The 26113-nt window shown below is 54.4% G+C and carries 20 protein-coding genes, 3 tRNA genes and 3 pseudogenes; 17 read left to right on the top strand and 9 right to left on the bottom strand.

Annotated elements, in window-relative coordinates:
• Positions 1–8: 8 nt before the first annotated feature.
• From mscM to rsgA, 3 genes are all read right to left on the bottom strand, one after another.
• Positions 9–3344 carry a miniconductance mechanosensitive channel MscM gene (gene mscM / locus K6L24_RS19030; RefSeq protein ID WP_062745705.1) on the bottom strand — a complete coding sequence of 1112 codons (3336 nt, stop codon included), beginning with the start codon at positions 3342–3344 and terminating at the stop codon, positions 9–11.
• A 9-nt stretch (positions 3345–3353) separates the two neighbouring features.
• Positions 3354–4253 (bottom strand): archaetidylserine decarboxylase, encoded by a 900-nt coding sequence (asd, locus tag K6L24_RS19025; RefSeq protein ID WP_118664829.1) that lies wholly within the window; start codon positions 4251–4253, stop codon positions 3354–3356.
• Between the two features lie 199 nt (positions 4254–4452).
• Positions 4453–5511: a small ribosomal subunit biogenesis GTPase RsgA gene (rsgA, locus tag K6L24_RS19020; protein WP_062745702.1), complete on the bottom strand. Its 1059-nt coding sequence runs from the start codon at positions 5509–5511 to the stop codon at positions 4453–4455.
• Between the two features lie 102 nt (positions 5512–5613).
• Here rsgA and orn point away from each other — a divergent pair, with 102 nt between their 5' ends.
• The 3 genes from orn to K6L24_RS19005 all read left to right on the top strand — a co-directional run bounded on the left by orn (position 5614) and on the right by K6L24_RS19005 (position 6529).
• Positions 5614–6159: an oligoribonuclease gene (gene orn, locus K6L24_RS19015; RefSeq protein ID WP_062745700.1), complete on the top strand. Its 546-nt coding sequence runs from the start codon at positions 5614–5616 to the stop codon at positions 6157–6159.
• A gap of 192 nt (positions 6160–6351) precedes the next feature.
• A tRNA-Gly gene (locus K6L24_RS19010) sits at positions 6352–6427 on the top strand.
• Between the two features lie 26 nt (positions 6428–6453).
• Positions 6454–6529, top strand: a tRNA-Gly gene (locus tag K6L24_RS19005).
• A gap of 67 nt (positions 6530–6596) precedes the next feature.
• Here the strand turns inward: K6L24_RS19005 and cynR are convergent.
• The gene (gene cynR / locus K6L24_RS19000; RefSeq protein ID WP_062745697.1) at positions 6597–7493 is read right to left on the bottom strand and encodes a transcriptional regulator CynR; all 897 of its coding nucleotides are present in this window, start codon (positions 7491–7493) and stop codon (positions 6597–6599) included.
• A gap of 111 nt (positions 7494–7604) precedes the next feature.
• Between cynR and K6L24_RS18995 the strand changes: the two genes are divergently transcribed.
• Positions 7605–8075 carry a nucleoside deaminase gene (locus tag K6L24_RS18995; RefSeq protein ID WP_245006693.1) on the top strand — a complete coding sequence of 157 codons (471 nt, stop codon included), beginning with the start codon at positions 7605–7607 and terminating at the stop codon, positions 8073–8075.
• 47 nt (positions 8076–8122) lie between these two features.
• Here K6L24_RS18995 and K6L24_RS18990 read toward each other — a convergent pair whose 3' ends face one another.
• From K6L24_RS18990 to K6L24_RS22510, 4 genes and pseudogenes are all read right to left on the bottom strand, one after another.
• Positions 8123–8689, bottom strand: a complete 567-nt coding sequence (locus tag K6L24_RS18990; RefSeq protein WP_062745693.1) for a tetratricopeptide repeat protein — start codon at positions 8687–8689, stop codon at positions 8123–8125.
• A gap of 60 nt (positions 8690–8749) precedes the next feature.
• A pseudogene (locus K6L24_RS22520) lies at positions 8750–9202 on the bottom strand (YadA C-terminal domain-containing protein); the annotation flags it as partial.
• Between the two features lie 134 nt (positions 9203–9336).
• Positions 9337–9442, bottom strand: a pseudogene (locus tag K6L24_RS22515) (hypothetical protein); the annotation flags it as partial.
• A gap of 129 nt (positions 9443–9571) precedes the next feature.
• Positions 9572–10864 (bottom strand): annotated as a pseudogene (locus K6L24_RS22510) (ESPR-type extended signal peptide-containing protein); the annotation flags it as partial.
• A gap of 567 nt (positions 10865–11431) precedes the next feature.
• On the opposite strand from K6L24_RS22510, the gene K6L24_RS18980 reads away from it, so the two are divergent.
• Positions 11432–11507: transfer RNA gene (locus K6L24_RS18980), tRNA-Gly, on the top strand.
• A 313-nt stretch (positions 11508–11820) separates the two neighbouring features.
• On the opposite strand, the gene queG is transcribed toward K6L24_RS18980, so the two are convergent.
• Positions 11821–12960, bottom strand: a complete 1140-nt coding sequence (gene queG, locus K6L24_RS18975; protein ID WP_062745689.1) for a tRNA epoxyqueuosine(34) reductase QueG — start codon at positions 12958–12960, stop codon at positions 11821–11823.
• On the opposite strand from queG, the gene nnr reads away from it, so the two are divergent.
• The 12 genes from nnr to nsrR all read left to right on the top strand — a co-directional run bounded on the left by nnr (position 12959) and on the right by nsrR (position 26112).
• Complete coding sequence (gene nnr / locus K6L24_RS18970) at positions 12959–14482, top strand: bifunctional ADP-dependent NAD(P)H-hydrate dehydratase/NAD(P)H-hydrate epimerase (RefSeq protein ID WP_222681731.1); 1524 nt, start codon at positions 12959–12961, stop codon at positions 14480–14482. The two genes, queG and nnr, sit on opposite strands and share 2 nt — an antisense overlap.
• Positions 14479–14955 (top strand): tRNA (adenosine(37)-N6)-threonylcarbamoyltransferase complex ATPase subunit type 1 TsaE, encoded by a 477-nt coding sequence (gene tsaE, locus K6L24_RS18965; RefSeq protein ID WP_062745682.1) that lies wholly within the window; start codon positions 14479–14481, stop codon positions 14953–14955. Before nnr ends, tsaE begins: the two co-directional genes overlap by 4 nt.
• A complete protein-coding gene (amiB, locus tag K6L24_RS18960) occupies positions 14952–16619 on the top strand; it encodes an N-acetylmuramoyl-L-alanine amidase AmiB (RefSeq protein ID WP_157076016.1) in 1668 nt (555 codons plus the stop codon). Before tsaE ends, amiB begins: the two co-directional genes overlap by 4 nt.
• 92 nt (positions 16620–16711) lie before the next feature.
• Entirely contained in the window at positions 16712–18571 is a 1860-nt protein-coding gene (mutL, locus tag K6L24_RS18955; RefSeq protein ID WP_062745679.1) for a DNA mismatch repair endonuclease MutL, read from the top strand.
• Positions 18564–19514 carry a tRNA (adenosine(37)-N6)-dimethylallyltransferase MiaA gene (miaA, locus tag K6L24_RS18950; RefSeq protein WP_062745676.1) on the top strand — a complete coding sequence of 317 codons (951 nt, stop codon included), beginning with the start codon at positions 18564–18566 and terminating at the stop codon, positions 19512–19514. The genes mutL and miaA overlap by 8 nt, the downstream gene beginning before the upstream one ends.
• A gap of 102 nt (positions 19515–19616) precedes the next feature.
• A complete protein-coding gene (hfq, locus tag K6L24_RS18945; RefSeq protein WP_062745674.1) occupies positions 19617–19928 on the top strand; it encodes an RNA chaperone Hfq in 312 nt (103 codons plus the stop codon).
• Between the two features lie 230 nt (positions 19929–20158).
• A complete protein-coding gene (gene hflX, locus K6L24_RS18940) occupies positions 20159–21442 on the top strand; it encodes a ribosome rescue GTPase HflX (RefSeq protein ID WP_062745671.1) in 1284 nt (427 codons plus the stop codon).
• A 54-nt stretch (positions 21443–21496) separates the two neighbouring features.
• Entirely contained in the window at positions 21497–22759 is a 1263-nt protein-coding gene (gene hflK / locus K6L24_RS18935; protein WP_062745668.1) for an FtsH protease activity modulator HflK, read from the top strand.
• A gap of 3 nt (positions 22760–22762) precedes the next feature.
• A complete protein-coding gene (gene hflC / locus K6L24_RS18930; protein WP_062745665.1) occupies positions 22763–23767 on the top strand; it encodes a protease modulator HflC in 1005 nt (334 codons plus the stop codon).
• Between the two features lie 81 nt (positions 23768–23848).
• Complete coding sequence (locus K6L24_RS18925) at positions 23849–24049, top strand: DUF2065 domain-containing protein (protein ID WP_062745790.1); 201 nt, start codon at positions 23849–23851, stop codon at positions 24047–24049.
• A 134-nt stretch (positions 24050–24183) separates the two neighbouring features.
• Complete coding sequence (locus tag K6L24_RS18920; RefSeq protein WP_062745663.1) at positions 24184–25482, top strand: adenylosuccinate synthase; 1299 nt, start codon at positions 24184–24186, stop codon at positions 25480–25482.
• A gap of 186 nt (positions 25483–25668) precedes the next feature.
• Entirely contained in the window at positions 25669–26112 is a 444-nt protein-coding gene (gene nsrR / locus K6L24_RS18915; protein WP_222681730.1) for a nitric oxide-sensing transcriptional repressor NsrR, read from the top strand.
• Position 26113 lies beyond the last annotated feature (1 nt).

Raw genomic sequence — 26113 nt, 5'->3', positions numbered from 1 at the left:
CCGGGCCATCACAACCCGCCCGATTTGTAATTACGTGCCGCAGGCGCGCCGTTGCTGGCAGGCGTTTTGCGTCCGATGGTTTCCATACGCACCTGGAACGGTGGGAACGGCATTTCCAGCCCGTGCTCCTGATAACCGCGCAGGATAAGCTGATGCAGCTCGTGGCGCAGCGGCATGCGGTGCCCCATTTCTGCAGCGTGAATGCGCAACTCAAACAGCTGGATCCCCTGCTGCAAATCCACCAGGAAGGCTTCTGGCGGCGGTGTCTCCAGCACGTAGCTGCATCGCTGTGCGGCAGTGAGCAGCACGTTGGTTACCTCTTCACTGTTCGCCTCGGCCGGGGCCGGGATGGTCAGCACCACGCGGGTGACCGAGTCTGACAGCGACCAGTTAATAAACTGCTCGGTAATAAAGGCCTTGTTCGGCACGATAATCTCTTTGCGGTCCCAGTCGGTAATGGTGGTGGCGCGGGTATTAATGCGTGTGATGCTACCGGTCAGATCGCGGATGGTCACGGTGTCCCCGATGCGGATCGGCTTCTCGAAGAGAATGATCAGGCCGGAGATAAAGTTTGCAAAGATCTCCTGCAGACCAAAGCCCAGGCCGACGGTCAGACCCGCCACCAGCCACTGCAGTTTCGACCAGTCAATGCCGATCAGGGAGAACCCGACCAGTCCGCCAATCAGGATCAGCATATATTTGGTCAGGGTGGTGATGGCATAGCCCGTGCCGGGCGTCAGGCTGAGGTGCTGCAACAGCGCCAGCTCCAGCAGGGCAGGCATATTGCGCACCAACTGGGTGGTGATCACCAGCACCAGGATAGCAATCACCACCGAGCCCAGCGTGATCGGTTGCAGGCTTTCCACTCCCTGTACGGTGGTGCTGACATCCCACAGGCGAATATTTTCCATAAAGCCAAACGCGGAGTGGATCTCTGACCACAGGACGATCACCGAAACCAGTGCGATCAGCGTCAGTATTGAACGCACAAGGCGTAATGACTGCGCGCTGATGGCATCCAGGTCTATCACCGGCTCTTCCACATCCACGCTGTCGGCAGCGGTTTGCTGGGCGGCGAGTTCCTCTTCGCCGCGCGCGCGCTGGGCAAGGATCTCAGCCCGGCGCTGGCGTGCCCGATCGAAGGCGATACGTCGCCGCTGGATCAGCATCCAGCGGCGAATAATATGGTAAATCACCAGCAGCAGGAACCAGATCGCTAACGAGGTTTCCAGACGCGCCAGCAGCGCCTGAGCCGCCGCCAGATAGCCGATACAGGAGGCAAGGGCCGCGACCAGCGGGATCGCGATCATCGCATTCCACAGCATCCGGTTAATCAAGTTATCGCCGTTACCTTCTTTATCAAGGTGCAGCGGGATCCCCGCCCGTTTCAGGCTGACAGTCACCAGGCTCAGGGCACCACAAATCAGGATAAAGCACAGGCGGCCGAGGGTGGCTGAGAATTCGCGGTCTTCAAGATTATCGAAGGCAATCAGCATCATCATCAGCGGTACTACCAGACCGATGCACAGCGTATAGAAACGCATTGCGCGCGCCACACGGGTTTGCGGCCAGCGGAAATGGACGATAAACAGCCCCTGCGAACGGGCAAAGGTATTGCTGACCATAAACGCCCAGAGCAGCGGGACGCTGGCGGTCACGCCGTCACCGATGGCAATGGCAATCGGATAGGGCCAGGCGTGTTGTAAACCATAGCCCAGCGCCGCCCACAGCACTGGCAAAGGGAGTGCCACCAGAATGGACCAGAACACCGTTCGCAGGGTGAGACTGAAGTGATCCTGGGTAACCTTGCCGACTTTACTGGAGGCGCGTTCAAGGAATTTGCGAAAGTGGCGGCGGGAGCTGATGCTAAAGCCGACCAGCAGCACGGCGCCAAGCAGCGGCAGCACGGTTTCCCGGCTGGTCACCATCATCACCATCGCGCCGCCCAGCTGACCCAGTGTGTCCAGTGACAGCAGGCGGTGCAGGTCACGCGCGAGGTTGATGGGGTAGCTGAAGTCGACGGCGCTGACATCCGCCGTCCAGAACAGGTAGCGGTGGGTGGCTTCTTTGACTTCATTCAGCGCATCCACCAGCTGGCTGTTGCCCACTTTCAGTTTGGTGACGCCGAGGATCAGATTATCACAGCCGGAAAGCAGCGAGGTCAGCAGTTCGCGCTGGGTTTTCAACTGGGCTTCAAGGATACGGCGTTGTTCAGGCGTCAGGTCGCTGTTGTCATCCTGGCGAAGCTGGCGCAGTGATTTCTGGCGCTCGAGCAGGTCTTCATAGTAGAGGCGCTGCACGCGCAGCTGGGCCATTTCATTATCCAGCTGTTGTGGCTTCGGCATATCCGGCAGTCGGGCCACCTGGGCACGCAGTGCTTCACCCAGCACGTTGGAGACGCCGAGCCACTGTGACTGTTCGCGAATGGTGCTGAGTGCCTGACGAACCTGGATGGTCTGATTGGCGGCGGTTCGCTGCTGCGAGGCCACCAGGTCCATGCGCTGCGCCTGCTGATTCAGTGCGCTGGAAAGTTCGCGGTTAATGCGAAACTGTTCCGTGATGCCGGCGGGCATATCACCGCTGTTTTCTGCCAGCTGTTCGGTGCGGGCCAGGGCCATTTCGGCCTCACGCTGGCGCAGGCTGTTCAGCTGGTTACGTAAATCCTGTAAGTAGGCATCCAGGCTGGCGGCTTTACGCTGGTGGACTTCGGCGCGCATACGCGCCAGCTCCTGACGGTTGTTGGCTGAAAGCTGTGCCAGCTCCAGCTCATCCACGCGGGCTTTTTGTGCGGCAGACTCTGCCTGACGCTGCGCCAGCTGGGCCTGACCGAGTGGCGTGTTGGGGGCAGGCTGTCCCTGTAAGCGGCGTTCTATTTCGTTCAGCGCGCGGCGGGCATCGGTTTGCTGCTGCGGCAACTGGGAAAGAGAGTCGCTGATCTCACGGGCGCGATCCTGCTCCTGCTGGGCCTGACGGCTCTCTTCCAGCAACTGGCTGCTGACCTGCAGGATCTCCTGATCGAGATCGGCGGCACTCATATTACTGCGCAGGGGCTTGTTGCTGTCCGTCAGGGTGACGATCTGCTGGCGTAATTCACGGGACAGTTTGGGGAAATCGTCGATGACCTGCTGATATTCCTGCGTAAGATCCACGGACTTCTGGTATTCATCCAGCCAGTTAAGCGTGGACTGCAGGGCCTCGACGGTGGCGGTCTGACTTGCGGAGGTCTTCTCTGATTTCGCCTCTTCCAGCTGTTGTTTGATCTGCGACGCATCCGGTGCGCTGGCGGCATATACCGGCTGGAGCAAGCTCCAGCCTAACAAAAGAGTGAGTATCAGACGTGACATGATTATCCGCTATGGATGATGGAGGACGTCTTCCGCACTGTCTTTTTGCAGTGCGATGGCGAGGGTCGTGCCAAGACGGGTTTTACTCTCAGCCGTCAGGCTTTCTGCCAGCTTAACTTTGCCAGGAGCAAACAGGTTAATCACGGTTGAGCCGAGTTTAAAGCGCCCCATTTCCTGACCTTTCAACAGGACGACCGATCCCTCTGCATCTGCACCCGGCCAGCTCCAGCGTTTGATCACCCCTTCACGCGGTGGCGTTACGGTGCCCGCCCATGCGGTTTCGATGCTGCCGACAATCGTGGCGCCCACCAGAATCTGTGCCATCGGACCAAATTCGGTATCAAACAGGCAAATCACCCGCTCGTTACGCGCAAACAGATTGGGAATGTTCTGGGCCGTCAGCGGGTTCACCGAATAGAGGTCGCCCGGTACGTAGATCATTTCGCGCAGGATCCCGTTACAAGGCATATGAACACGGTGGTAGTCACGTGGTGCCAGGTAAGTGGTGACAAACTCGCCGTCACGGAACATCTCAGTCATCGCGGTATTGCCTGCCAGCAGCGCTTCCAGCGAATAGGTATGCCCCTTGGCCTGAAAAATCTGTTCGCCGTCAATATGGCCTAACTGGCTGATCGCGCCATCCGCAGGCAGAACCAGCAGATTCGGGTCAGTTTCAATCGGCCGGGCTTCGTCGCGCAGCGGACGGACGAAGAAATCGTTAAAGGTGCGATAGCTGGCCGTGTCCGGTTTCTGCGCTTCTTTCATATCCACTTTGTAATACCAGACAAAAGCGTCTATCACGGCTTTGGTCAGCCATCCACCCCGTTTGCTGGCACCCCAGCCGGCCAGTTCAGTCAGGGCTTTTTTAGGCAGTATGTTATTCAGGCCGAGTTTAATACGATCGAACACGTTAGCCTCCTGGCTCAATCAGATATACCTGCCCCCGGATCAGGCTGCAGAGGCGCGCTGCGCCGTTCTGCAAAGTGATGAATCAGGGGACAGTGCTAATAAAGGGGGCGGATTGTAGCAGCGCCCGCAGTTTTAGGCTATTGCCCGGCAGTGAACGCTGTTTTTAATGCCCCGCTGCCTGTTTATCAGGCCCGTTTTGTCAGTCTTTGTCGGTGCTAAAGCGGCGGGTTTTCGCCTGGACTTCAGACATGGTATCGAGAATCAGGTGATAGTTAACAAAACGCGACTCGTCGATCTCACCTTTTTCGACAGCTTCACGTATGGCGCAGCCGGGGTCAGTATCATGTTTGCAGTCACGGAATTTGCACCCGCCTAAGTAGTCACGGAATTCGACAAATCCCAGGGTGATTTGTTCCGGCTCCAGGTGCCATAAACCAAATTCCCGCACCCCCGGGGAATCAATCACGTCCCCGCCGTGCGGGAAGTGATAGAGACGGGAAGCAGTGGTGGTGTGCTGTCCCAGGCCTGAGTTGTCGGAGACGTCATTAGTGAGGATCTCGGCAGCGCTGAGCTCCAGACCCAGCAGGGCGTTGAGCAGGCTGGATTTTCCGACCCCGGACTGCCCGGCGAAGATACTGACCCGACCGGTCAGCGCCTCTTCCAGTTCCACCAGGCCCTCTTTACGATGGCTGGAAACCATCAGCACCTTGTAGCCAATATGGCGATAGATATCCATCTGCTCATCAACGAAGGCACGGCCCTTGTCATCCAGCAGATCGGTTTTGTTCAGTACCAGCAGTGGCTCAACGCCCAGTGTTTCGCACGCCACCAGATAGCGGTCAATGATGTTCAGCGAGAGCTCAGGCAGAATAGCCGACACCACCACGATTTGATTGATATTGGCGGCAATAGGCTTCACACCGTCATAGAAGTCGGGACGCGTCAGTACCGAGGTACGTTCATGTACGCCTTCAACAATTCCTTTAACGGTAGCTCCCCCTTCCACGCCTGGACGCCAGCGCACGCGGTCACCGGTCACCAGTGAACGAATGGTGCGGCGGATGTTACAGCGGTGAACGGAACCATCCGCATCTTCCACATCGGCATGCATACCAAAACGGCTGATCACCACGCCATCACGGGCTTCACCGAACAGATTGTCATCTGGCTCAGGTTTATCAGCACGCTGTTTCAGGCGACGATCGTGGTTGGCACTCACGCGACGTTGCTGACCTTTGGATAGTTTGTTTTTAGTCACTGTTCCTCACACCGGTTTTGCATATTTCGCCCTGACAGGGCAAAACGTCTATCATACACCTTAATTCGACACTATGCCGCTTCGGCCAACGCGAGACGTACTATGACTGCTAATGCTAACAACCTGATTTGGATTGATCTTGAGATGACCGGGCTCGACCCGGAGCAGGATCGGATTATTGAGATTGCCACCCTGGTTACAGACGCCGATCTGAATATTCTGGCCGAAGGCCCGGTGATGGCTGTCCACCAGTCAGATGCCCAACTGGCATTAATGGATGAGTGGAATGTACGCACCCATACCAACAGTGGCCTGGTGGAGCGGGTTAAAGCCAGCCAGATCGATGAAGAAGCTGCCGTGCGGGCGACGATTGCCTTTCTTGAACAGTGGGTTCCGGCCAACAGTTCACCGATCTGTGGTAACAGCATTGGCCAGGATCGCCGCTTCCTGTTCAAATATATGCCGGAGCTGGAAGCCTACTTCCATTACCGTTACCTGGATGTCAGTACGCTGAAAGAGCTGGCACGGCGCTGGAAACCGGAGATCCTGCCGGGCTTTAAAAAGCAGGGGACCCACCAGGCGATGGATGATATCCGTGAGTCAGTGGCCGAACTGGCCTATTATCGCGAGCATTTTATCCAGCTGTAATTTTACGGTGAGCGGGAAAAAGCAGTAAGCGCTGTTTTTAGCCCTGAAATGCTGTAAAAATCAGCGTAACGGCGGTTTAATCGACACTTGGCAAAAAAAAGTAAATTTTTTCAATGCCGGGGGTTGCGGGGGGGGAAAATACTCGTATAATTCGCACCCCGTACCGATGAAGAATTTTCTTCGGTACCCAGAGCGGGAATAGCTCAGTTGGTAGAGCACGACCTTGCCAAGGTCGGGGTCGCGAGTTCGAGTCTCGTTTCCCGCTCCAAATTTTAAGTAGTCAGTACCACCCAAGCGGGAATAGCTCAGTTGGTAGAGCACGACCTTGCCAAGGTCGGGGTCGCGAGTTCGAGTCTCGTTTCCCGCTCCAAAATTTCGTTTTCAGACAGACTCGTCTTTCTGTGAACCAGTAAAAAAAGAGCCGAAAGGCTCTTTTTTTATGCCTGTCCTTGCTGAAAATCATCTCCCTGTTCCTGCGCAAGAACGGCAAATGCCCTTGCCGCAGCGGTCTGGTATCCTCCCTTTCTTTGTAAAAGCACTGCCGTTCTTTCCAGCAGCGGGGGCGTGAGTTCAACGGACACCAGATCAGGATGCGCCAGGGTTGTCATTGCCGGTAGCAGGCTGGCAAGCCTGGTTCGCCGGATAATTTCAATCACCGCACTCAGTGAGTTTGCCTGCATTAACACCTGAGGATTCAGGTTGTTTTTCCGACAGCAGTGATCAATTTGCCTCCGGGTGGCAAATTCAGCCGTCAGCAGCACCAGCTTCTCCTCATCCAGTGCCGCAAGCGGCAGACGGCGATGCCGGGCCTGGGGGTGATGGCTGGCGACGACCAGCGCCAGCGTTTCGGTAAACAGCGTCTGAGCGGAGATGCCGGTCTGCACCGGTACGTCAAATCCGATGCCTAAATCCACGCGGTCATCCGCCAGGTTCTGCTCTATCTGCTCCTGAGGCATTTCCCGTATTTCCAGCGTAATGTCGGGATAACGGTGGTGAAAAGACGCGACCAGCGGCCCCATCAGGTAGTGAGTGAAGGTGGGGTTAATGGCTATGTGCAATGCTCCACGCCGTAGATTTTCCACGTCATTCAGCGCACGCTGTCCCTCCGCCAGGTCGCGCAGGGCCCGCTTCGCATAATGACGATATGTTTCTCCGGCGTCGGTCAGACGCATCTCTCTTCCGCTTCGGTCAAAAAGCGGGCTGCCCAGGGTTTCTTCTAACTGCTTAATCTGCTGTGACAGTGCCGGCTGCGAGACGTGCAACGCTGTCGCCGCGCGGGTAAAGCTACGGTGCTCAGCGACCGCCAGAAAATAGTGGATATGACGTAACAGCATGAGCGTTCCTATAATTACAGCTTATGGCATTCATTATAAATGGGTCTTTTACATTATAGCTAACCGGCCATAGCCTTATCTCCATTAACCCTACTCTGAGCAGACATGGAGATGATGATGGATTTTGTGCAGCGTACTGTCGATCTGGCAATGAAAAACGTGGAAGAGGGCGGAAGGCCGTTTGCGACGGTGATCGTGCGTGACGGTGAGATTATTGCAGAAAGTCCGAATCTGGTGGCACAAACCAGCGATCCTACCGCACACGCTGAAATCCTGGCTATCCGCCAGGCCTGTACGCGGCTCGGCACAGAAAATCTCAGTGACTGCGATATTTACATTCTCGCCAGCCCCTGTCCGATGTGCCTTGGCTCACTCTACTATTGCAGTCCGAAGCAGGTGATTTACCTTACAACGCGTGAAGACTATGCACCGTTTTATCAGGATAACCGCAAGTACTTTGAACTGAATACCTTCTATGCAGAGTACAGCAAGCCGATCGAACAGCGTCGCCTGCCGATGATCCAGCAGAAAAGCAGCAATGCGATCAACGTTTATCAGCGCTGGCAGCAGCTGAACCCTTAACGCTGGCAGATCTGATCGTTCACCGGCCGCAAAAATGATCCTGAGGGTCATTTTTGCGGTGTCGCCGGATGAGGATGAGATGTTTGTCGCAGCAGAAGACAGCTCTTGTCGTAACCTGCACGACAGGAGTCCTGTAATAACGAGAGCCCATAGCGCTCATTTTTCTCCAGAGCGTCGCCCGTCAGATACATTTTTCCCAGACTGTAAAAAGCAACGGGAGACCCTTTTTGTGCGGCATCGGCGTAGAGTGAAAGTGCTTTTTTCAGGTCCTTATCCCCACCCTCACCGTATTTATACATGGAGGCAAGATTGACTTCGGCTTCCAGACTGCCATTTGTGTAGGCAATATTAAACCAGAAGCGTGATTCAACATCATCTTTAGGAACCTGACGTCCCAGATAATACATAGTACCGAGCGTAAACTGCGACTCTATATTTCCGGCTATAGCGGATTTTTTCAGTAATTCGATAGTGTTATCGTGCTGATTATTGACTGCAGGGGGATCATAATGTTTAAAAAGGCTGTTGTTATTATCAGATAAGTAGAGCGCGCACAGCGTAGAAATGATTGAGCTCATGATAATAATAATCAGGCCGTTGATAATGGTCTTCATTGAAATAGTCACCTTTTATGGCCAGCGGGACTCCTCCCGATGGCCATTATTCAATCAGCCTTACCAGCCCCAGGCAAAACCTGCGGCAACGCCAGCGCCATTTTGGGTATCCCAGGAAGAGTTCACTTTCATGGCCGTATGTTCACTGGTTTTCACCGTCACCCCTGCGGCTAATGCCCCCTGATCCCGGTAACCTGACATCGACATACCGAAAGAGAAGTCGTCGGAATACACATGGGGAATGGCCGTCATCGCCATCGCCCCGGCAATCCCGGCATCAGCCCGTTTTTTATTCTTGTTAACTTCTTTCGCCAGGCTTCTGAATGAGTGATTCATGCCTGAGAAGGAATTTTCAAGGTCAGTGATTTTTGATGAGTTATTGGCAATATCCGTCTTGTTTTTATTAATATCTGTCCGGTTAATTTCAATATTTGCCGTGTTCTGCTCAACGTGAGTATTCGTCTCAAACAGCTGAGAACCGTTAACTGCATCTTTCGAGTTTTTGGACAGCTCACCCTCTTTGATATTAGCAACGTTACGCCCGCCGACATCCAGAGTGGTTGTGCCTTTCCCGCCATCGTTGAAGACGATTTTATCGCCATCAATCTGCGTTACGCCTGTTTTACCACTGCTGATGTCTGTGCTTAATTTACTGATATCGGTAGTGTTTTTAGAAACCTGTTGATTGGTTTCAAACAGCTGAGAACCATTAACCGCCTCGGTGGAAGTCGCACTTAACTCGCCTGCGCCAATCCCGTTAATGGTGAGGCCGTCTAAATTGAGCGAGGTTGCCCCTTTCCCTGCCTCACTGACGACAAGGGACTGCCCGTCACCACTCATTTGCAGCATGCCGCCAGCACCCCCACCGCTGCTGTTACCGGCCAGTTTGGCAATGTCATCGGAGTTTTTATCAATGCGGGCATTGGTGTCATGCAGCTGACTGCCGTTAACAGCTTCGGTTGAGTCTGCGCTGAGTGTGGCTGCTTTCACACCGCTGATCGTGCGGTTTCCGACATTAAAGACCATTGCGTTGGCCGCCGCGCTGCCGAAGAACAGATTTTGCCCTTCCAGCTGCACCAGCCCGGCCTTACCGGTATTCAGATTGGTAATATCACCGGTGTTTTGCAGTACTTCCTGCTCGGTTTTAAACAGCTGATTGCCGTTGACGGCATCGGTGGAATCTTTTTCGACTATGCCCTCCAGCAGACCCGTCATTTTCCGGTTGGTTGTGACATCTTCACCATCTACAGTCTTTGTTGTGGACAGATCAAACGTGGTTACTTCTTCTGCAATGTCAGAACCGATAAACAGTGTCGTTTTATCTTTGGTTACCTGAATGACGCCGGCACTTCCCTGATTCAGGAGATCGATATTGGCATTATTGTCATTGATTCGTCCGTCAAACGCATCAATCTTCAGGTTAGTCGTATTCAGCTGACTGCCGTTAACCGCTTCTTTAGACGTCGCAGAAACATCGCCGTCAGCCAGGTTAACCAGTTTGCGCTCATGCCCTTTAGAACCAATGGAGACGGTATTTTCTTCGGTTGCCGTAGAGTTTGCGCCTATGGCAACGGAGTTCTTAACCCCACTAACGGACGCTGCATTTCCTATGGCGACCGAGTTCTCGGCACCTGTAAGACTGGCATTGGAGCCCAATACCACCCCGTTGTTACTGGTCTTTATGCTGGCCTTATTACCCAGCGCAACGGCATAGTCCGAGGCGTTGTCTATGTTGGCCTTGGGGCCAATGGCGGTGCCGTAGAGCGACTGTGCCTCGGCGGTATCCCCCATGGCCACGCTGGCCCAGAATCCTTTAGAGCCGGCTCCGATAGCAATACCATAGTCATTATTGGACTTATCATTCTGGCCATTTTTATTATCAGTTGCATGGGCGTTGCCTTTGCCACCGCCTGCAATGCTGATTAATCCGTTTGCTGCCTGATAGTCCGGGTTAATACTGTTTGCTGGCGGTGCTGCGTTCACCGCATAGGCTGACCCGGACATGGCCATCAGTAGCGATGAGACCAGCAGCGAAAAGCTAAACAGCGTTGAGCTTTTCTGGCTTGCTGGTGTTAATTTTTGTCGTCCACTCTTAACTGTACTTTTTGCCAGTTCAGAAGAGACCACGAAGCACTGGGCACTTTTATTCCAAATTACTTTGAATATCTTATTCATGTCGATAATAGTCCGTTAATTTAAGTAATTTCCTAATAAAAGGAGGGTAATTTAAAAGTTTTGTTTCTTCCTGGTGGTGCGGGTAATAAATTTGGCTTTAACCGAATAATGGTAGCGATATAAACTGCTTTATGTCAATCAGGGTGTGTGGTTATCGGTATCGTTATTTATCCATTATAATAAAATGATTAGTTTATTTATTGTCTATCGATATTTAATTATTTTTTTTGTTAGTGGTTTTATTAAAAATATCGTTATATTACTAATGGTTTTTTCGTCATCAGTATTATGAGGTTTGATATTGAATCGGCACATTTTGATACGCCAGTTCCATACTGACTGACGGGCAGGTTTGCAAATGGCGGGGATCTGAATCGTCTCATAACGGGTAACGGAGTGACGCAGTGCGCAGTTTTTTTGAGCGGGAAAATTTTTTTTGAAGCAAGGCTTGCCAGCACCCGTAAACAGGTCCATAATAGCGACCTCTCCTGTGAAAAGCAGGAATAAAAAGCAGATTAATCAATAAGTTACATGCTTTTTAGTGCATTAAAACAGCATTAATCCTAAGCGGGAATAGCTCAGTTGGTAGAGCACGACCTTGCCAAGGTCGGGGTCGCGAGTTCGAGTCTCGTTTCCCGCTCCAAATAAAAATATTTCTCAATGACCTTCATTTTTATCCACAGCGTCTGATGCAGTGCGATAGCCTGTTTGCCTCTGCTCAAAAATCTTTTAAACAGACTTATCCACAGCTTATGTTCTTGATCTTCGCGTGCGACAAAACAGCTTGTTATTCCATATCTTTTGTAACTCGTTGTTTTTAAGTCAATTGTGAATATTTCAAATTGTTATCTGGATCACTTGCTGTTTCTGTGACGCTTGAATGACAAAGAGTTTTTATTTTTATTCACAGCATGTGGAAAAGATTTCGCAGGGAGAAAACTTACCCTGTTGTGCATTTAAGCATCACGTGGCAATCCCTTCTCGATCGTACGCACCAGGCGTTTCTGCTGGCTGCTCTGTACTTCAATAGTATGTTCATCGCGTCGTGCCAGCTGGCGCGCAATCGCCCAGTCAATATGTTCATCCAGCATGGCATGCTCACCGCGACGTGCTTCCAGTGCTTTCAGATGGTTTTCATCCCAGGGCGCGTTGCCGAGCGCCACCGCGATATTGCGCAGCCAGCGCAAATGACCAATTCGCCGGATAGCTGATCCTTCAGTAATACGTAAGAATTTTGCCTCATCCCAGGCGAAAAGCTCTGTCAGGGGGGGAGCATGCAGGATGGCGCGTGGGCTGAAATCATCTTCATCCGTGAGCTGCCCGTAACGGTTCCACGGGCAAATCAGCTGGCAGTCGTCGCAGCCATAAATGCGGTTGCCGATCAAGGGACGAAACGCTTCCGGAATCGCACCTTCTAACTCGATGGTGAGATAAGAGATGCAGCGGCGGGCATCGACGGTGTAAGGCTCGACGATGGCACCTGTCGGGCAGGTAGTGATGCAGGCAACGCAGCGTCCACAGTTCTCTTCGACCGGACTATCAACCGGCAGCGGCAGATCAATCAACAGTTCGCCGAGAAAAAACCAGGATCCGGCTTCGCGATTGAGGATCAGCGAATGTTTACCCGTCCATCCCAGACCCGCCTTCGCGGCCAGCGGCCGTTCCAGCAGCGGCGCTGAGTCGACAAAGGGACGGAACTGGGCGTCACTACAGTGTTCGCGGATCATATCGCCGAGCTTTTTCAGGCGATTGCGTAATACTTTGTGATAATCGCGGCCGAGAGCGTAACGGCTGACATAGCCCAGCCGGGGATTTTTTAGCGTGCTGGCGAAGGCGGCTTTTGCAGGCAGATAATTCATCCGTACGCTGATGACGCGCAGCGTACCGGGCAGCAGTTCATGGGGGCGGGCGCGCATCATCCCGTGGCGCGCCATCCAGTCCATTTCACCGTGGTATTGTTTGTCCAGCCAGGCCTGAAGACGGGGCTCTTCCAGCGTTAAGTCGGTATCACAAATACCCACCTGCTGAAAGCCGAGCGCCAGCCCCCACTGTTTAATATCCCGGGCAAGTTGATGAAAATCGAGAGGATGCGACATGAATAACCTGAACCAGCAAAAAGACCGTACCAGTTTACCCTATTCTGTCTGGCCTGTGGAGGCGGTCGCCGGGCTGGAGCGTGAGGGGGCAGACAGTCTGGGTATCACACTGTTTGAACTGATGCAGCGCGCAGGGGAGGCAGCGTTCAGCTTACTACGGCAGCTCTGGCCGCAGGCGCAGCACTGGCTGATCCTGTGCGGGCACGGCAACAATGGCGGCGATGGCTTTGTCGTAGCACGCCTGGTGCAGGCTGCCGGGCTGCAGGTCACGCTGATTGCTGTGAAAGGGAATAAAAACCCGCCAGAGGAAGCCCGCCAGGCGCGGGAAAACTGGCTGGCGGCCGGTGGGGTAATCCACGATGCACGCCTTTCCTGGCCTGATTCTGTTGACGTGATTGTTGATGCACTGCTCGGCACCGGGCTTCATCGCATCCCTGAAGCGCCTTATGATGCGCTGATTGAGCGGATGAATGGCCATTCAGCCGCGGTGTTTGCGCTGGATGTGCCCTCAGGGTTAGTGGCTGCTAACGGTACTGTCCCGGGTGTTGCCGTTAATGCGCGTCATACGCTGGCATTTATCGCCCTGAAACCGGGGCTACTGACCGGTAAAGCGCGTGACCATGTCGGACAGCTGCATTACCACAGCCTGAATCTTGATCCGTGGTTGCGAGGTCAGGTCGCGCCGATTGCCCGCTATGATGCCGGCCATCTCGCCACCTGGCTGCCGCCACGGCGGCCGACCTCACACAAAGGCGATCACGGCCGCCTGCTGGTGATTGGCGGCGATCACGGAACTGCCGGAGCGATTCGTATGACAGCAGAAGCCGCATTACGCGCCGGATCAGGTTTGGTGCGAGTACTCACTCACATTGAAAACGTTGGCCCCTTACTGACGGCGCGTCCGGAGATTATGGTACAGGAGATGACGGATAAAACGCTCGATGCCGGGCTGGAATGGGCGGATGTCATCGTGATTGGCCCTGGTCTCGGTCAGGGCGCGTGGGGTAAGAACGCCTTGAAAAAGGTCGAAAACTCTCAGAAAACGATGCTTTGGGACGCCGATGCGCTTAACCTGCTGGCAATCAGCCCCGATAAACGTCAAAATCGAATTATTACGCCGCATCCCGGTGAAGCCGCAAGGCTGCTGAACAGTAAAGTCAGCGAAATTGAGAGTGACCGCTTACTGGCTGTACGCCGTCTGGCAAAGCGCTATGGTGGTACTGTCGTCCTGAAAGGTGCCGGTACATTGATTGCCAGCGAGCAGGGCGAAATGGCCATTGCCGATGTCGGTAACGCCGGTATGGCCAGTGGGGGAATGGGAGATGTGTTATCTGGTATTATCGGCAGTCTGGCAGGGCAAAAGCTCTCACTGTACGATGCTGCCTGCGCAGGATGCGTCGTGCATGGAGCGGCGGCTGACGTAGTGGCACAGCAGCGCGGTACGCGCGGTATGTTAGCCAGCGACCTGCTCTCGATGCTGTATCTGTTTGTCAATCCTGAGATTTCGAATACAAAAGAATGATGACCTGTGTAATTGCATTGCCCGATGAGGCAGCAACCCTCGCTCTGGGTGCCCGCCTGGCCCGCGCCTGTCAAGGCGCGGCGATCCTCTATCTTTATGGCGACCTCGGTGCAGGTAAAACCACCTTTAGCCGCGGCTTCTTACAGGCGCTTGGCCATCAGGGAAATGTAAAAAGTCCCACTTATACGCTGGTTGAACCTTACGTTCTGCCAGATCGCCGGGTGTATCACTTTGACCTGTACCGTTTGTCTGACCCGGAAGAGCTTGAATTTATGGGCATTCGTGATTATTTTGGCCCGGACAGCCTGTGCCTGGTTGAGTGGCCTCAGCAGGGGGCTGGCATCCTGCCAGAGCCTGATGTGGAGCTGCATCTCACTTATCAGGGACATGCGCGTGAAGCACGCCTGTGCGCCTGCACCCCCAATGGTGAAACGATGTTACAACGCATAATGGCTGAACAGGATGGAGCATGATGCTGCGATTTAAAGCCTGGTGCCTGCTGGCCCTGTTTTGCTGTTCCTTCAGCTCGGTGGCGGCGAATTTATCCGATATTAAAGTTTCTAATGGCAGTAACGAAGCCCGGGTCACGCTGAGCTTTGCCGGGCAACCGGTGTATGCATTCTTTCCGTTACATAACCCGGATCGTGTTGTGCTGGATATCCGCCAGAGCGGTATCGTACAGGGGCTGCCCCTGACTTTCAGCGGTGAGAACATTGTGAAGCGCATCCGGTCAAGCACCGCCAAAGACAGCCAGAGTATCCGGCTGGTGTTTGAGCTGACCCAGCGGGGTAAGACCCGGGCGGTTACGCAGCGTAACGGCAGTCATTACAATGTGGTGTTCACCATTTCCGGCACGCAGCCATCCCAGGCAAGCCGCCAGGCCGCGGTAAGCAGCGTGTCACCTTCCCGTCCGGTCAGTGCACCGCCAAAAAGTCCGTTTGATGCCAATCCGGTGACGTCGGTCAGCAGTGGTAATGAGGTGGCGCGCCCACGCAACGCTCGTAGCAGCAATGACACCGTGATCGTGGCAATTGATGCCGGTCACGGCGGACAGGATCCGGGCGCCATTGGTGGCGGGGGCCTGAAAGAAAAAAACGTGACGATTGCGATTGCGCGCAAGTTAAAAGCGCTGCTGAACGCCGACCCGATGTTTAAAGGCGTGATGACCCGTGACGGCGACTATTTTATTTCCGTCATGGGCCGCTCTGAAGTGGCGCGCAAGCAAAACGCCAATCTGCTGGTGTCCATTCACGCCGATGCCGCACCCAACCGCAGCGCATCCGGTGCTTCCGTGTGGGTGCTGTCGAACCGTCGTGCGAACAGTGAAATGGCGGGCTGGCTGGAACAGCATGAGAAACAGTCAGAACTGTTAGGCGGTGCCGGTGACCTGCTGGCCAACAGCCAGGCGGATCCGTACCTCAGCCAGGCTGTGCTGGATCTGCAGTTCGGGCATTCGCAGCGCGTGGGCTATGATGTGGCAGTGAAAGTGATTGCGCAGCTGCAACGCGTCGGCGCGCTGCACAAGCGCCGGCCGGAACATGCCAGCCTCGGCGTACTCCGCTCGCCAGATATCCCTTCTCTGCTGGTGGAAACCGGTTTTATCAGTAACCCTTCGGAGGAGCGGCTGCTGGGCAGCAGTGCTTACCAGCAGAAGATTGCCGAGTCGATTTATAAAGGCCTGCGCAACTACTTCCTGGCGCACCCGTTACAATCCATCCCAAAGGAGGAAAACCGACCGTTGCAGGCCGCAACGGCGGTTGAAGTCCAGGCTAACCCGGCCCCCGCCAGCACAGAATATACCGGTGCGGTTCAGCGCCATGTGGTGAAACGCGGAGAGACACTTTCCGGTATTGCCGCCAGCTATGGGGTCAGTATGGAAACGCTGCGTACCATGAACACATTAAAAAAAGATGTGGTTTGGGTGGGGCAGCGTCTGAAGGTTCCTGCCGGGAGTAAAACGGCTTCTGCGGCGGCAGTGAGCAGCCGCAAACCCGCCAGGCACAAAGTCGTGCGGGGGGATTCGCTGACGGCGATTGCTGCGAAATACGGCGTGAGCCCGCAGGCAATCCAGCAGGCAAATAAGATGAAGTCGCAGAATGTAATGCTGGGGCAGACGTTAAAAATTCCGACCTCATAACCCTGGGCGGATAATGTTGGGGACGGCCATTTTTGCGGTCGCCCTGATAAATACCCGGTCGCCCCATGCCCAACCGTTTCAAAGGACAAATCATGCCCATTCAGGTATTACCGCCACAGCTGGCTAACCAGATTGCTGCAGGAGAAGTGGTTGAACGCCCGGCATCGGTAGTGAAAGAGCTGGTGGAAAATAGCCTGGATGCAGGCGCTACGCGCATTGACATCGATATTGAGAAAGGCGGCGCGAAGCTGATCCGCATTCGTGATAATGGCTGTGGCATTCATAAAGATGAGCTGGCGATGGCACTGGCCCGCCATGCAACCAGTAAAATCGCCTCGCTGGATGACCTGGAGGCAATTATCAGCCTCGGATTTCGTGGTGAGGCGTTGGCCAGCATCAGTTCCGTGTCGCGTCTGATCCTGACTTCCCGTACCGAGGCACAAAGTGAAGCCTGGCAGGCCTACGCGGAAGGACGCGACCAGGCCGTCACCGTTAAACCCGCAGCACACCCGGTTGGCACTACGCTTGAAGTGTTGGATCTGTTCTACAACACGCCGGCACGGCGCAAGTTTATGCGCACCGAAAAAACCGAATTTACCCATATTGATGAAGTGATCCGGCGTATCGCGCTGGCGCGATTTGATGTGGCCATCTCTCTCAGCCATAACGGCAAGCTGGTGCGTCAGTATCGTGGTGTCAGTGACAACACCCAGCGTGAGCGGCGCGTGGCGGCCATCTGCGGTACGGCGTTTATTGCCCATGCGCTGAACATTGAGTGGCAGCACGGGGATCTGAGTTTACGCGGCTGGGTGGCTGACCCGGTGGGCTCTAAGGCACTGACCGAATTACAGTACTGCTATGTTAACGGCCGGATGATGCGCGATCGCTTAATTAACCATGCTATCCGTCAGGCCTATCAGGATAAACTGGGGGATCAACATCAGCCTGCGTATGTGCTTTATCTGGAAATTGATCCTCACCAGGTTGATGTCAATGTTCACCCGGCAAAGCATGAGGTGCGTTTTCATCAGTCGCGGCTGGTGCATGATTTTATTTATCAGGGCGTGATCAGCGTACTGCAGGAAACCGGTGCAGAAGCGCTGCCTGATGTATCATCCGCGCCTGCCGAGCGCTGGCAGCCAGAGAACCGTCAGGCGGCGGGGGGGAATCACTTCTCTGAACCGGCCCCTGCTGCGCCGCGCGCCGCGCCGACGGACCAGGGTAGCCGGGCTGGAAACCGCTGGCAGCGGCAGGAGCCGCAGTATCAGAAACGCGAGGGCGCGGTCTATCAACAGCTGTTAAAGACCGGAGAGGTGTCATCTGCACCCGCCGTTCGTGACGAGCCGCCCCCGGAAACCCGCGTAAAAGAAGAAAAACCGGCCCCGCTTGCCGGGCACGTGCACAGTTTTGGACGCGTACTGACCGTGATACAGGAGCAGTATGCGCTGGTTGACGGCAGCTCAGGTGTGGCACTGATTGCGCTGGCAGTGGCTGAACGCTGGTTGAAGCAGATGCAGCTGGAACCCGGTAGTGAAGGGTTGAAGCCGCAGCCATTGCTGATTCCTGTCCGGCTTAAGCTGGAAAAGGCAGAGCGTGAGGCGGGGCAGCGGCAGTCGGACTTGCTGGCGTTGATGGGCATTGACCTGCTGTTTGACGCTCATCATGTGATGTTACGCGCCGTGCCTTTACCATTACGCCAACAAAATTTACAAAACTTGATTCCAGAAATGTTAGGGTATCTGGCCCGGCAGCAGGATGTATCAGCAAGCCAGACGGCGCAGTGGTTAGCGCGTCAGTCTGTTTCTGAATATCAGCACTGGAATCACTCGCAGGCGATTACCCTGCTGGCAGAAGTCGAGCGACTTTGCCCGCAATTAGTGAAATCGCCACCTTCTGGATTACTGCAATACATCGATATTGAAACGGCGATGAACGCCCTGAAGCATGAGTGAACAATCCACGGCTGGCCTGCCTAAGGCAATATTTTTGATGGGGCCGACGGCCTCCGGTAAAACCGCCCTGGCGATTGCACTGCGCCAGGCGTTACCGGTAGAGCTGATCAGTGTTGATTCAGCGCTGATCTATCGCGGTATGGATATTGGCACTGCCAAACCCTCCGCAGAGGAAAGGCGTCTTGCGCCTCATCGTTTGCTGGACATTCGCGATCCCTCTGAGGCCTATTCGGCTGCGGAGTTTCGGCGCGATGCGCTGGCTGAAATGGCGGATATTACCCGGCGGGGTAATATTCCGTTGCTTGTTGGTGGCACCATGCTTTATTACAAGGCGTTGCTGGAAGGATTATCGCCGTTGCCCTCGGCCGATCCAGAGGTACGTCAGCGTATAGAGCAGATGGCGCGTGAGGAGGGCTGGGAAGCGCTTCACCGTCAGTTATGTGATGTTGATCCCGTTGCTGGACGTCGTATTCATCCGAATGATCCCCAGAGACTCTCGCGAGCACTGGAAGTTTTTTTCATTTCGGGTAAAACTTTAACGGAACTGACTAAAACTTCGGGCGATCCACTGCCGTACGATGTTGCACAGTTCGCTATCGCACCCGCGAATCGCGAATTAATCCATCAGCGTATTGAGCAGCGGTTTCATCAGATGTTAACGTCAGGGTTTGAAGCGGAGGCTCGGGCGCTCTTTGCACGAGGTGATTTGCATACGGATATGCCTTCCATTCGTTGTGTTGGTTATCGCCAGATGTGGTCATTTTTATCCGGTGAAATTGATTACGATGACATGGTTTATCGGGGAATTTGCGCAACCCGGCAGTTGGCTAAACGCCAGATAACATGGTTACGTGGCTGGAAAGATGTTCACTGGCTTGACAGCGAACAGCCTGATGCGGCCTATGCCCGCGTGTTACAGGTTCTTAGTGCGAAGCCTGGGTGATTGTGTACAATTGGTGCGTTATCTTGCGCAAATTTTTTACGTCATATTTCGAACCGTATGGTTCTTAAGTTACAAACAACAAGCATATAAGGAAAAGATAGAATGGCTAAGGGGCAATCATTGCAAGATCCGTTCTTGAACGCACTGCGTCGCGAACGTGTTCCGGTTTCGATTTATTTGGTAAACGGCATCAAACTTCAGGGCCAGATCGAGTCGTTTGATCAATTTGTTATTCTTTTAAAGAACACGGTTAGCCAGATGGTGTATAAGCACGCGATCTCTACCGTTGTTCCGTCCCGCCCGGTCTCCCACCACAGCAACAATGCGGGTGGCGGAAGCAGCAACTATCATCATAGCGGAAGTAACCAGGGGGCCGCTTCTCAGCCTCAGCAAGACAGTGATGACGCTGAATAATTAGTGTGACTGTCCCTCCCGGACGGGGAGTTTTTTGTTACCGGTTCCCCGTCCTGGCAATGTTTTTATGGCAACGAATTTATCGCCTGGCTTCCTTATTGCGCTTGAGTCATTAAGAGAATCCATGCAAAAAACGCCGTTTAGTGAGCTGAACGCGCATTTTGAATCTGGTTTTGACGCAGTATGGCCAACGCGCAGCAGGTTTAACAAAGTATTGAGAGGTCTAAAGTTTGTTTGACCGTTATGATGCCGGTGAGCAGGCCGTACTGGTGCACATCTATTTCTCGCAAGACAGAGATACTGAAGACTTACAGGAGTTTGAAACCCTGGTGTCTTCTGCTGGCGTAGAAGCGCTGCGTGTTGTTACCGGCAGCCGCAAATCGCCACACCCCAAATATTTTGTCGGTGAAGGAAAAGCTGTTGAAATAGCCGAAGCGGTAAAAGAGAGCGGTGCCTCCGTGGTGCTGTTCGATCATGCCCTCAGTCCGGCGCAGGAGCGCAATCTTGAAGCGCTGTGCGAGTGCCGTGTCATTGACCGCACCGGACTGATTCTGGATATCTTCGCCCAACGTGCCCGCACCCATGAAGGTAAACTGCAGGTTGAGCTCGCCCAGCTCCGCCACCTTGCCACGCGCCTTGTTCGCGGCTGGACGCACCTTGAGCGTCAGAAAGGTGGGATCGGTCTGCGCGGCCCGGGTGAAACCCAACTGGAGACGGACCGTCGCCTTCTGCGCAACCGTATTACGCTGATCCTCTCCCGACTGGAGCGCGTGTCGAAGCAGCGCGAACAGGGCAGGCAGGCGCGTAACAAAGCCGATGTGCCTACCGTGTCGCTGGTGGGGTATACCAACGCCGGCAAGTCTACGCTGTTTAACCGCCTCACTACCTCAGAGGTCTATGTCGCGGACCAGCTGTTCGCCACACTCGACCCGACCCTACGTCGTGTGGACGTGGTGGACGTCGGTGAAGTGGTGCTGGCCGATACCGTCGGTTTTATCCGCCATCTGCCTCATGACCTGGTGGCGGCGTTTAAAGCGACGCTGCAGGAAACCCGTGAAGCCGCACTGCTGCTGCATGTCATCGATGCTGCCGATGCGCGTATTGATGACAACATCAATGCCGTTAATGTCGTGCTGGAAGAAATTGAGTCCGATGATATCCCCAGCCTGCTGGTGATGAATAAAATCGATATGCTGGATGATTTCGTTCCGCGTATCGATCGTGATGAAGAGAATCTGCCGATTCGCGTCTGGCTTTCAGCACAGACCGGTGAGGGGATTCCGCTGCTGTTCCAGGCACTCACCGAGCGTCTGGCTGGCGAGATTGCTCAGTATGATCTGCGTTTGCCAGCGGCAGCCGGGCGGCTACGCAGCCGCTTTTACCAATTGCAGGCGATAGAAAAAGAGTGGAATGAAGACGATGGCAGCGTAGGGTTACAGGTGCGTATGCCGATCGTTGACTGGCGGCGCCTGTGCAAGCAGGAACCTTCGCTGGTCGATTACATAGTTGCCTGACACGTGTATCCCGGCCTGGGATACCACCGCACACACAATTAATGGAGTATAAACATGGCGTGGAATCAGCCCGGGAATAACGGACAGGACCGCGACCCGTGGGGAAGCAGCAATAATCAAGGCGGCAACTCTGGGGGAAATAAGGGAGGGCGTGATAAAGGGCCTCCTGATTTAGATGATATCTTCCGTAAACTGAGCAATAAGCTCGGCGGACTGGGCGGTGGTAAGAAAAGCGGCGGTGACGGGTCAGGTAGCGGCAACGGCGGCGCGCAACGCAAGCCGGGCAATGCCGGGCGTCTGGTGGGTATCGTGGCTGTGGCTGCGGTCGTGATCTGGGCGGGCAGCGGCTTCTACACCATCAAAGAGGCAGAACGCGGCGTGGTGACACGCTTCGGTAAATTCAGCCATCTGGTTGAACCAGGTCTGAACTGGAAGCCGACCTTTGTCGATCAGGTTCGCGCGGTGAACGTGGAGGCCGTTCGTGAGCTGTCTGCTTCAGGCACCATGCTGACTTCGGATGAGAACGTTGTGCGCGTTGAAATGAACGTGCAGTACCGCGTGACAAACCCAGAGCGCTATCTGTTTGCGGTGACCAGTGCTGATGACAGCCTGCGTCAGGCAACCGACAGCGCGCTGCGAGGCGTTATCGGTCGTTCAACCATGGATCGCATCCTGACCGAAGGCCGTACCGTCGTGCGTAGTGAAACCCAGCGTGAGCTGGAAGAAACCATTCGTCCGTACGACATGGGCATCACTCTGCTTGACGTCAACTTCCAGACGGCACGCCCACCGGAAGATGTGAAAGCCTCCTTCGATGATGCGATTGCCGCGCGTGAAAACCGTGAGCAGGCAGTGCGTGAAGCTGAAGCCTATGCCAACGACAAACTGCCACGTGCCCGTGGTGATGCGCAGGGGATTCTGGAAAAAGCGCGTGCCTACAAGTCTCGCGTGACGCTGGAAGCACAGGGTGAAGTGGATAGCTTTGCGCGTATCCTGCCGGAATACAAAGCGGCACCACAGATTACCCGTGAGCGTCTGTATATCGAAACCATGGAACGCGTGCTGGGTCATACCCGCAAGGTGCTGGTTAATGATAAAGGCAGCAACCTGATGGTACTGCCACTGGATCAGCTGATGCGTGGCCAGGGGGCGTCTGCCAACAGCCAGGATGCAAGCGGTGGGCTGCTGCGTCTGCCACCGGCATCAGGCAGTAACGAACGCGCCAGCGGCAGTTCGTCGTTCAGTCCGGACGACATTATGGATCAGCGCCGGGTGAATGCTCAGCGTAACGATACCCAGCGCGAAGGGAGAGAATAAGCGATGCGTAAGCCATTAATCGTAGTATTGATTGTTGTGCTGGTGGTGCTGTACGCGTCACTGTTTGTTGTGCAGGAAGGCCAGCGTGGCATTGTGATGCGCTTTGGCAAGGTTCTGCGTGATTCAGATAATAAACCGCTGGTCTACGCGCCAGGTCTGCACTTTAAGATCCCATTCCTGGAGTCGGTAAAGTCACTTGATGCGCGTATCCAGACGATGGACAACCAGGCCGATCGCTTCGTCACTAAAGAGAAGAAAGACCTGATCGTTGATTCCTATATCAAATGGCGCGTAAGCGACTTCAGCCGTTACTACCTGGCCACTGGCGGGGGAGATATTTCTCAGGCGGAAGTGCTGCTGAAACGTAAGTTCAGTGACCGTCTGCGTTCTGAGATTGGCCGCCTGGATGTGAAAGATATCGTGACAGATTCGCGTGGTCGTCTGACCACCGATGTCCGCGATGCCCTGAACACCGGTAGTGCAGGCCAGGATGATGAAGTTGCTACACCAGCTGCCGATGATGCCATTGCCTCTGTTGCCAAGCGCGTAGAGAGCGAGACCAACAGCAATGAACCGCCTATCAACCCGAACAGTATGGCGGCGTTGGGTATTCAGGTGGTGGATGTGCGTATCAAGCAGATTAACCTGCCAACAGAAGTGTCTGACGCTATCTATGCACGTATGCGTGCAGAGCGTGAATCCGTTGCCCGTAGCCAGCGTGCTCAGGGTGCGGAAGAAGCGGCAAAAGTCAGAGCTCAGGCCGATTATGAAGTGGAACGTACACTGGCAGAAGCGCGTCGTCAGGCTCTGATTACTCAGGGTGAAGGCGATGCAGAAGTGGCGAAACTGTTTGCAAATGCATTCAGCCAGGATCCGGACTTCTATGCCTTTATCCGCAGCCTGCGTGCTTATGAGAACAGCTTCAAGAGCAATCAGGATGTCATGGTGTTAAGCCCGGACAGCGACTTCTTCCGCTTTATGAAGAGTCCGTCAACCACGACGCGCTAACCCGTTGGAAAATGGAAAGGGCCGGATTTGTTCCGGCCCTTTTTTTATGTTTCAGTTAAAACCAGACAGTGAGTGAACGAGATGAATGGAACGGTGTGGATGGCGCTGGGGTTAGTACTGGTATTTGAGGGGTTAGGCCCGATGCTTTATCCGAAGCTCTGGCGGCGGATGATCCTTTCGATGGCACAAATGCCGGATGGTCTGCTGCGGCGGGTAGGGGGTGGGTTGGTCGTTGCCGGTGCAGTAATCTACTACATGCTTAATCGTGGCGGCGCTGGTTGAATCAAAAATACCCGCCAAACCCGGGTGTACAACCGACTCACTGGCAAAAAAGTACGCAATCGTATGCTAAAACTGCTGAAAGAGGGAAATGACGATGGTAGAATCCTTTTTTAAGCAATCGGTGATTTTGAAAAATGGGTAAGAACGTCGTCGTACTGGGCACCCAATGGGGTGACGAAGGTAAAGGTAAGATAGTTGACCTCCTGACTGAACGTGCTAAATACGTAGTGCGCTACCAGGGAGGCCATAACGCTGGCCATACGCTAGTCATCAACGGTGAGAAAACCGTCCTCCACTTAATTCCCTCTGGCATCCTGCGTGAGAACGTAACCAGCATCATCGGCAACGGTGTTGTGCTGTCTCCGGCTGCGCTGATGAAAGAGATGAAGGGTCTGGAAGATCGCGGCTTCCCGGTACGCGAGCGTCTGTTCATTTCCGAAGCCTGCCCGCTGATCCTTGAGTATCATGTCGCGCTGGACGTGGCACGTGAAAAAGCGCGCGGCGCGAAAGCCATCGGCACCACCGGTCGTGGTATCGGGCCGGCTTATGAAGATAAAGTGGCCCGTCGTGGTCTGCGCGTGGGCGATCTGTTCAACAAAGAAACCTTCGCGGCGAAGCTGAAAGAAGTGATGGAATACCATAACTTCCAGCTGGTGAACTATTACAAAGTTGACGCAGTGGACTACGACAAAGTGCTGGCGGATACCCTGGCAATTGCCGACATCCTCACCGGGATGGTGGTTGACGTTTCCGAACTGCTGGACGGCGCGCGCAAGCGTGGCGACCTGATTATGTTCGAAGGCGCACAGGGCACCCTGCTGGATATCGACCACGGTACTTACCCGTATGTCACCTCGTCTAACACCACCGCCGGTGGCGTAGCAACGGGTTCAGGCATTGGTCCCCGCTATGTTGACTACGTGCTGGGGATCGTCAAAGCGTACTCCACTCGCGTGGGTGCAGGACCGTTCCCGACCGAACTGTTTGATGAAACCGGTGAATTCCTGTGCAAGCAGGGGAACGAGTTCGGAGCCACTACGGGTCGTCGTCGTCGTACCGGCTGGCTGGATGCGGTTGCCGTGCGCCGTGCCGTTCAGATTAACTCTCTCTCCGGCTTCTGCATGACCAAACTGGACGTGCTGGATGGCCTGAAAGAGGTGAAAATCTGTGTTGCTTACCGCATGCCAGACGGCCGTGAAGTGACCACTACCCCGCTGGCAGCAGAAGGCTGGGAAGGTATTGAACCGATTTATGAAACCATGCCTGGCTGGTCTGAGACCACGTTTGGTGTGAAAACGCTGGACGGTCTGCCGCAGGCAGCGCTTGACTATATCAAGCGCGTTGAAGACGTGACCGGTGTGCCGATTGATATTATTTCGACCGGCCCGGACCGTAGTGAAACCATGATTCTGCGCGACCCGTTTGACGCATAATGTCGTTTCAGGCCGGGCATTGCCCGGCCAGCTTTTATTCAGTACCGGTTTCCTGCCGTTCCCTTCTGCCGTTCTCACCTTAAATAAAATGGCCCGGCTAGCCCCGGCTGGTTTATTATCATTGTTAACCATACAAATTATTGAGCGGATCACAACTTCACCTGCGGTTGTATCTTTGAGGTTATCGTGCAGCTAACCAGTTTTACCGATTACGGCTTACGCGCGCTGATCTATCTCGCTTCGCTACCGGCAGGCCAGATGACCAGTATCAGTGAAGTGACAGCCACTTACGGTGTGTCACGTAATCATATGGTCAAAATTATCAATCACCTTAGTCGTGCCGGGTACATTGCTGCCGTACGCGGCAAAAATGGCGGCATCCGTCTGGGGCAACCCGCCGGAGATATCGTGATTGGTCAGGTGGTTCGTGCGCTGGAACCGCTGCAGTTGGTGAACTGCCACAGTGACTTTTGTCATATCACCTCAGCCTGCCGCCTGAAAAAAGCGCTGCATGATGCTCTGCAGAGTTTTCTGCATGAGCTTGACCAATACACCCTGGCCGATCTGGTTGAAGACAACAATCCGCTCTACCAAATTTTGCTGAGTGAACGACCTTCACTGAGCAACTGAC

Origin of the sequence: Erwinia persicina (assembly GCF_019844095.1) — a bacterium.
Classification (GTDB): Bacteria; Pseudomonadota; Gammaproteobacteria; order Enterobacterales; family Enterobacteriaceae; genus Erwinia; species Erwinia persicina.
This window is presented reverse-complemented; position numbering and strand designations above follow the sequence as displayed.

Coding starts and splice junctions, on each gene's coding strand:
- mscM (WP_062745705.1), bottom strand. CDS start 3,344: ATGTCACGTCTGATACTCACTCTTTTGTTAGGCTGGAGCTTGCTCCAG.
- orn (WP_062745700.1), top strand. CDS start 5,614: ATGACTGCTAATGCTAACAACCTGATTTGGATTGATCTTGAGATGACC.
- cynR (WP_062745697.1), bottom strand. CDS start 7,493: ATGCTGTTACGTCATATCCACTATTTTCTGGCGGTCGCTGAGCACCGT.
- K6L24_RS18995 (WP_245006693.1), top strand. CDS start 7,605: ATGATGATGGATTTTGTGCAGCGTACTGTCGATCTGGCAATGAAAAAC.
- K6L24_RS18990 (WP_062745693.1), bottom strand. CDS start 8,689: ATGAAGACCATTATCAACGGCCTGATTATTATTATCATGAGCTCAATC.
- nnr (WP_222681731.1), top strand. CDS start 12,959: ATGAATAACCTGAACCAGCAAAAAGACCGTACCAGTTTACCCTATTCT.
- queG (WP_062745689.1), bottom strand. CDS start 12,960: ATGTCGCATCCTCTCGATTTTCATCAACTTGCCCGGGATATTAAACAG.
- tsaE (WP_062745682.1), top strand. CDS start 14,479: ATGATGACCTGTGTAATTGCATTGCCCGATGAGGCAGCAACCCTCGCT.
- amiB (WP_157076016.1), top strand. CDS start 14,952: ATGATGCTGCGATTTAAAGCCTGGTGCCTGCTGGCCCTGTTTTGCTGT.
- mutL (WP_062745679.1), top strand. CDS start 16,712: ATGCCCATTCAGGTATTACCGCCACAGCTGGCTAACCAGATTGCTGCA.
- miaA (WP_062745676.1), top strand. CDS start 18,564: ATGAGTGAACAATCCACGGCTGGCCTGCCTAAGGCAATATTTTTGATG.
- hfq (WP_062745674.1), top strand. CDS start 19,617: ATGGCTAAGGGGCAATCATTGCAAGATCCGTTCTTGAACGCACTGCGT.
- hflK (WP_062745668.1), top strand. CDS start 21,497: ATGGCGTGGAATCAGCCCGGGAATAACGGACAGGACCGCGACCCGTGG.
- hflC (WP_062745665.1), top strand. CDS start 22,763: ATGCGTAAGCCATTAATCGTAGTATTGATTGTTGTGCTGGTGGTGCTG.
- K6L24_RS18925 (WP_062745790.1), top strand. CDS start 23,849: ATGAATGGAACGGTGTGGATGGCGCTGGGGTTAGTACTGGTATTTGAG.
- K6L24_RS18920 (WP_062745663.1), top strand. CDS start 24,184: ATGGGTAAGAACGTCGTCGTACTGGGCACCCAATGGGGTGACGAAGGT.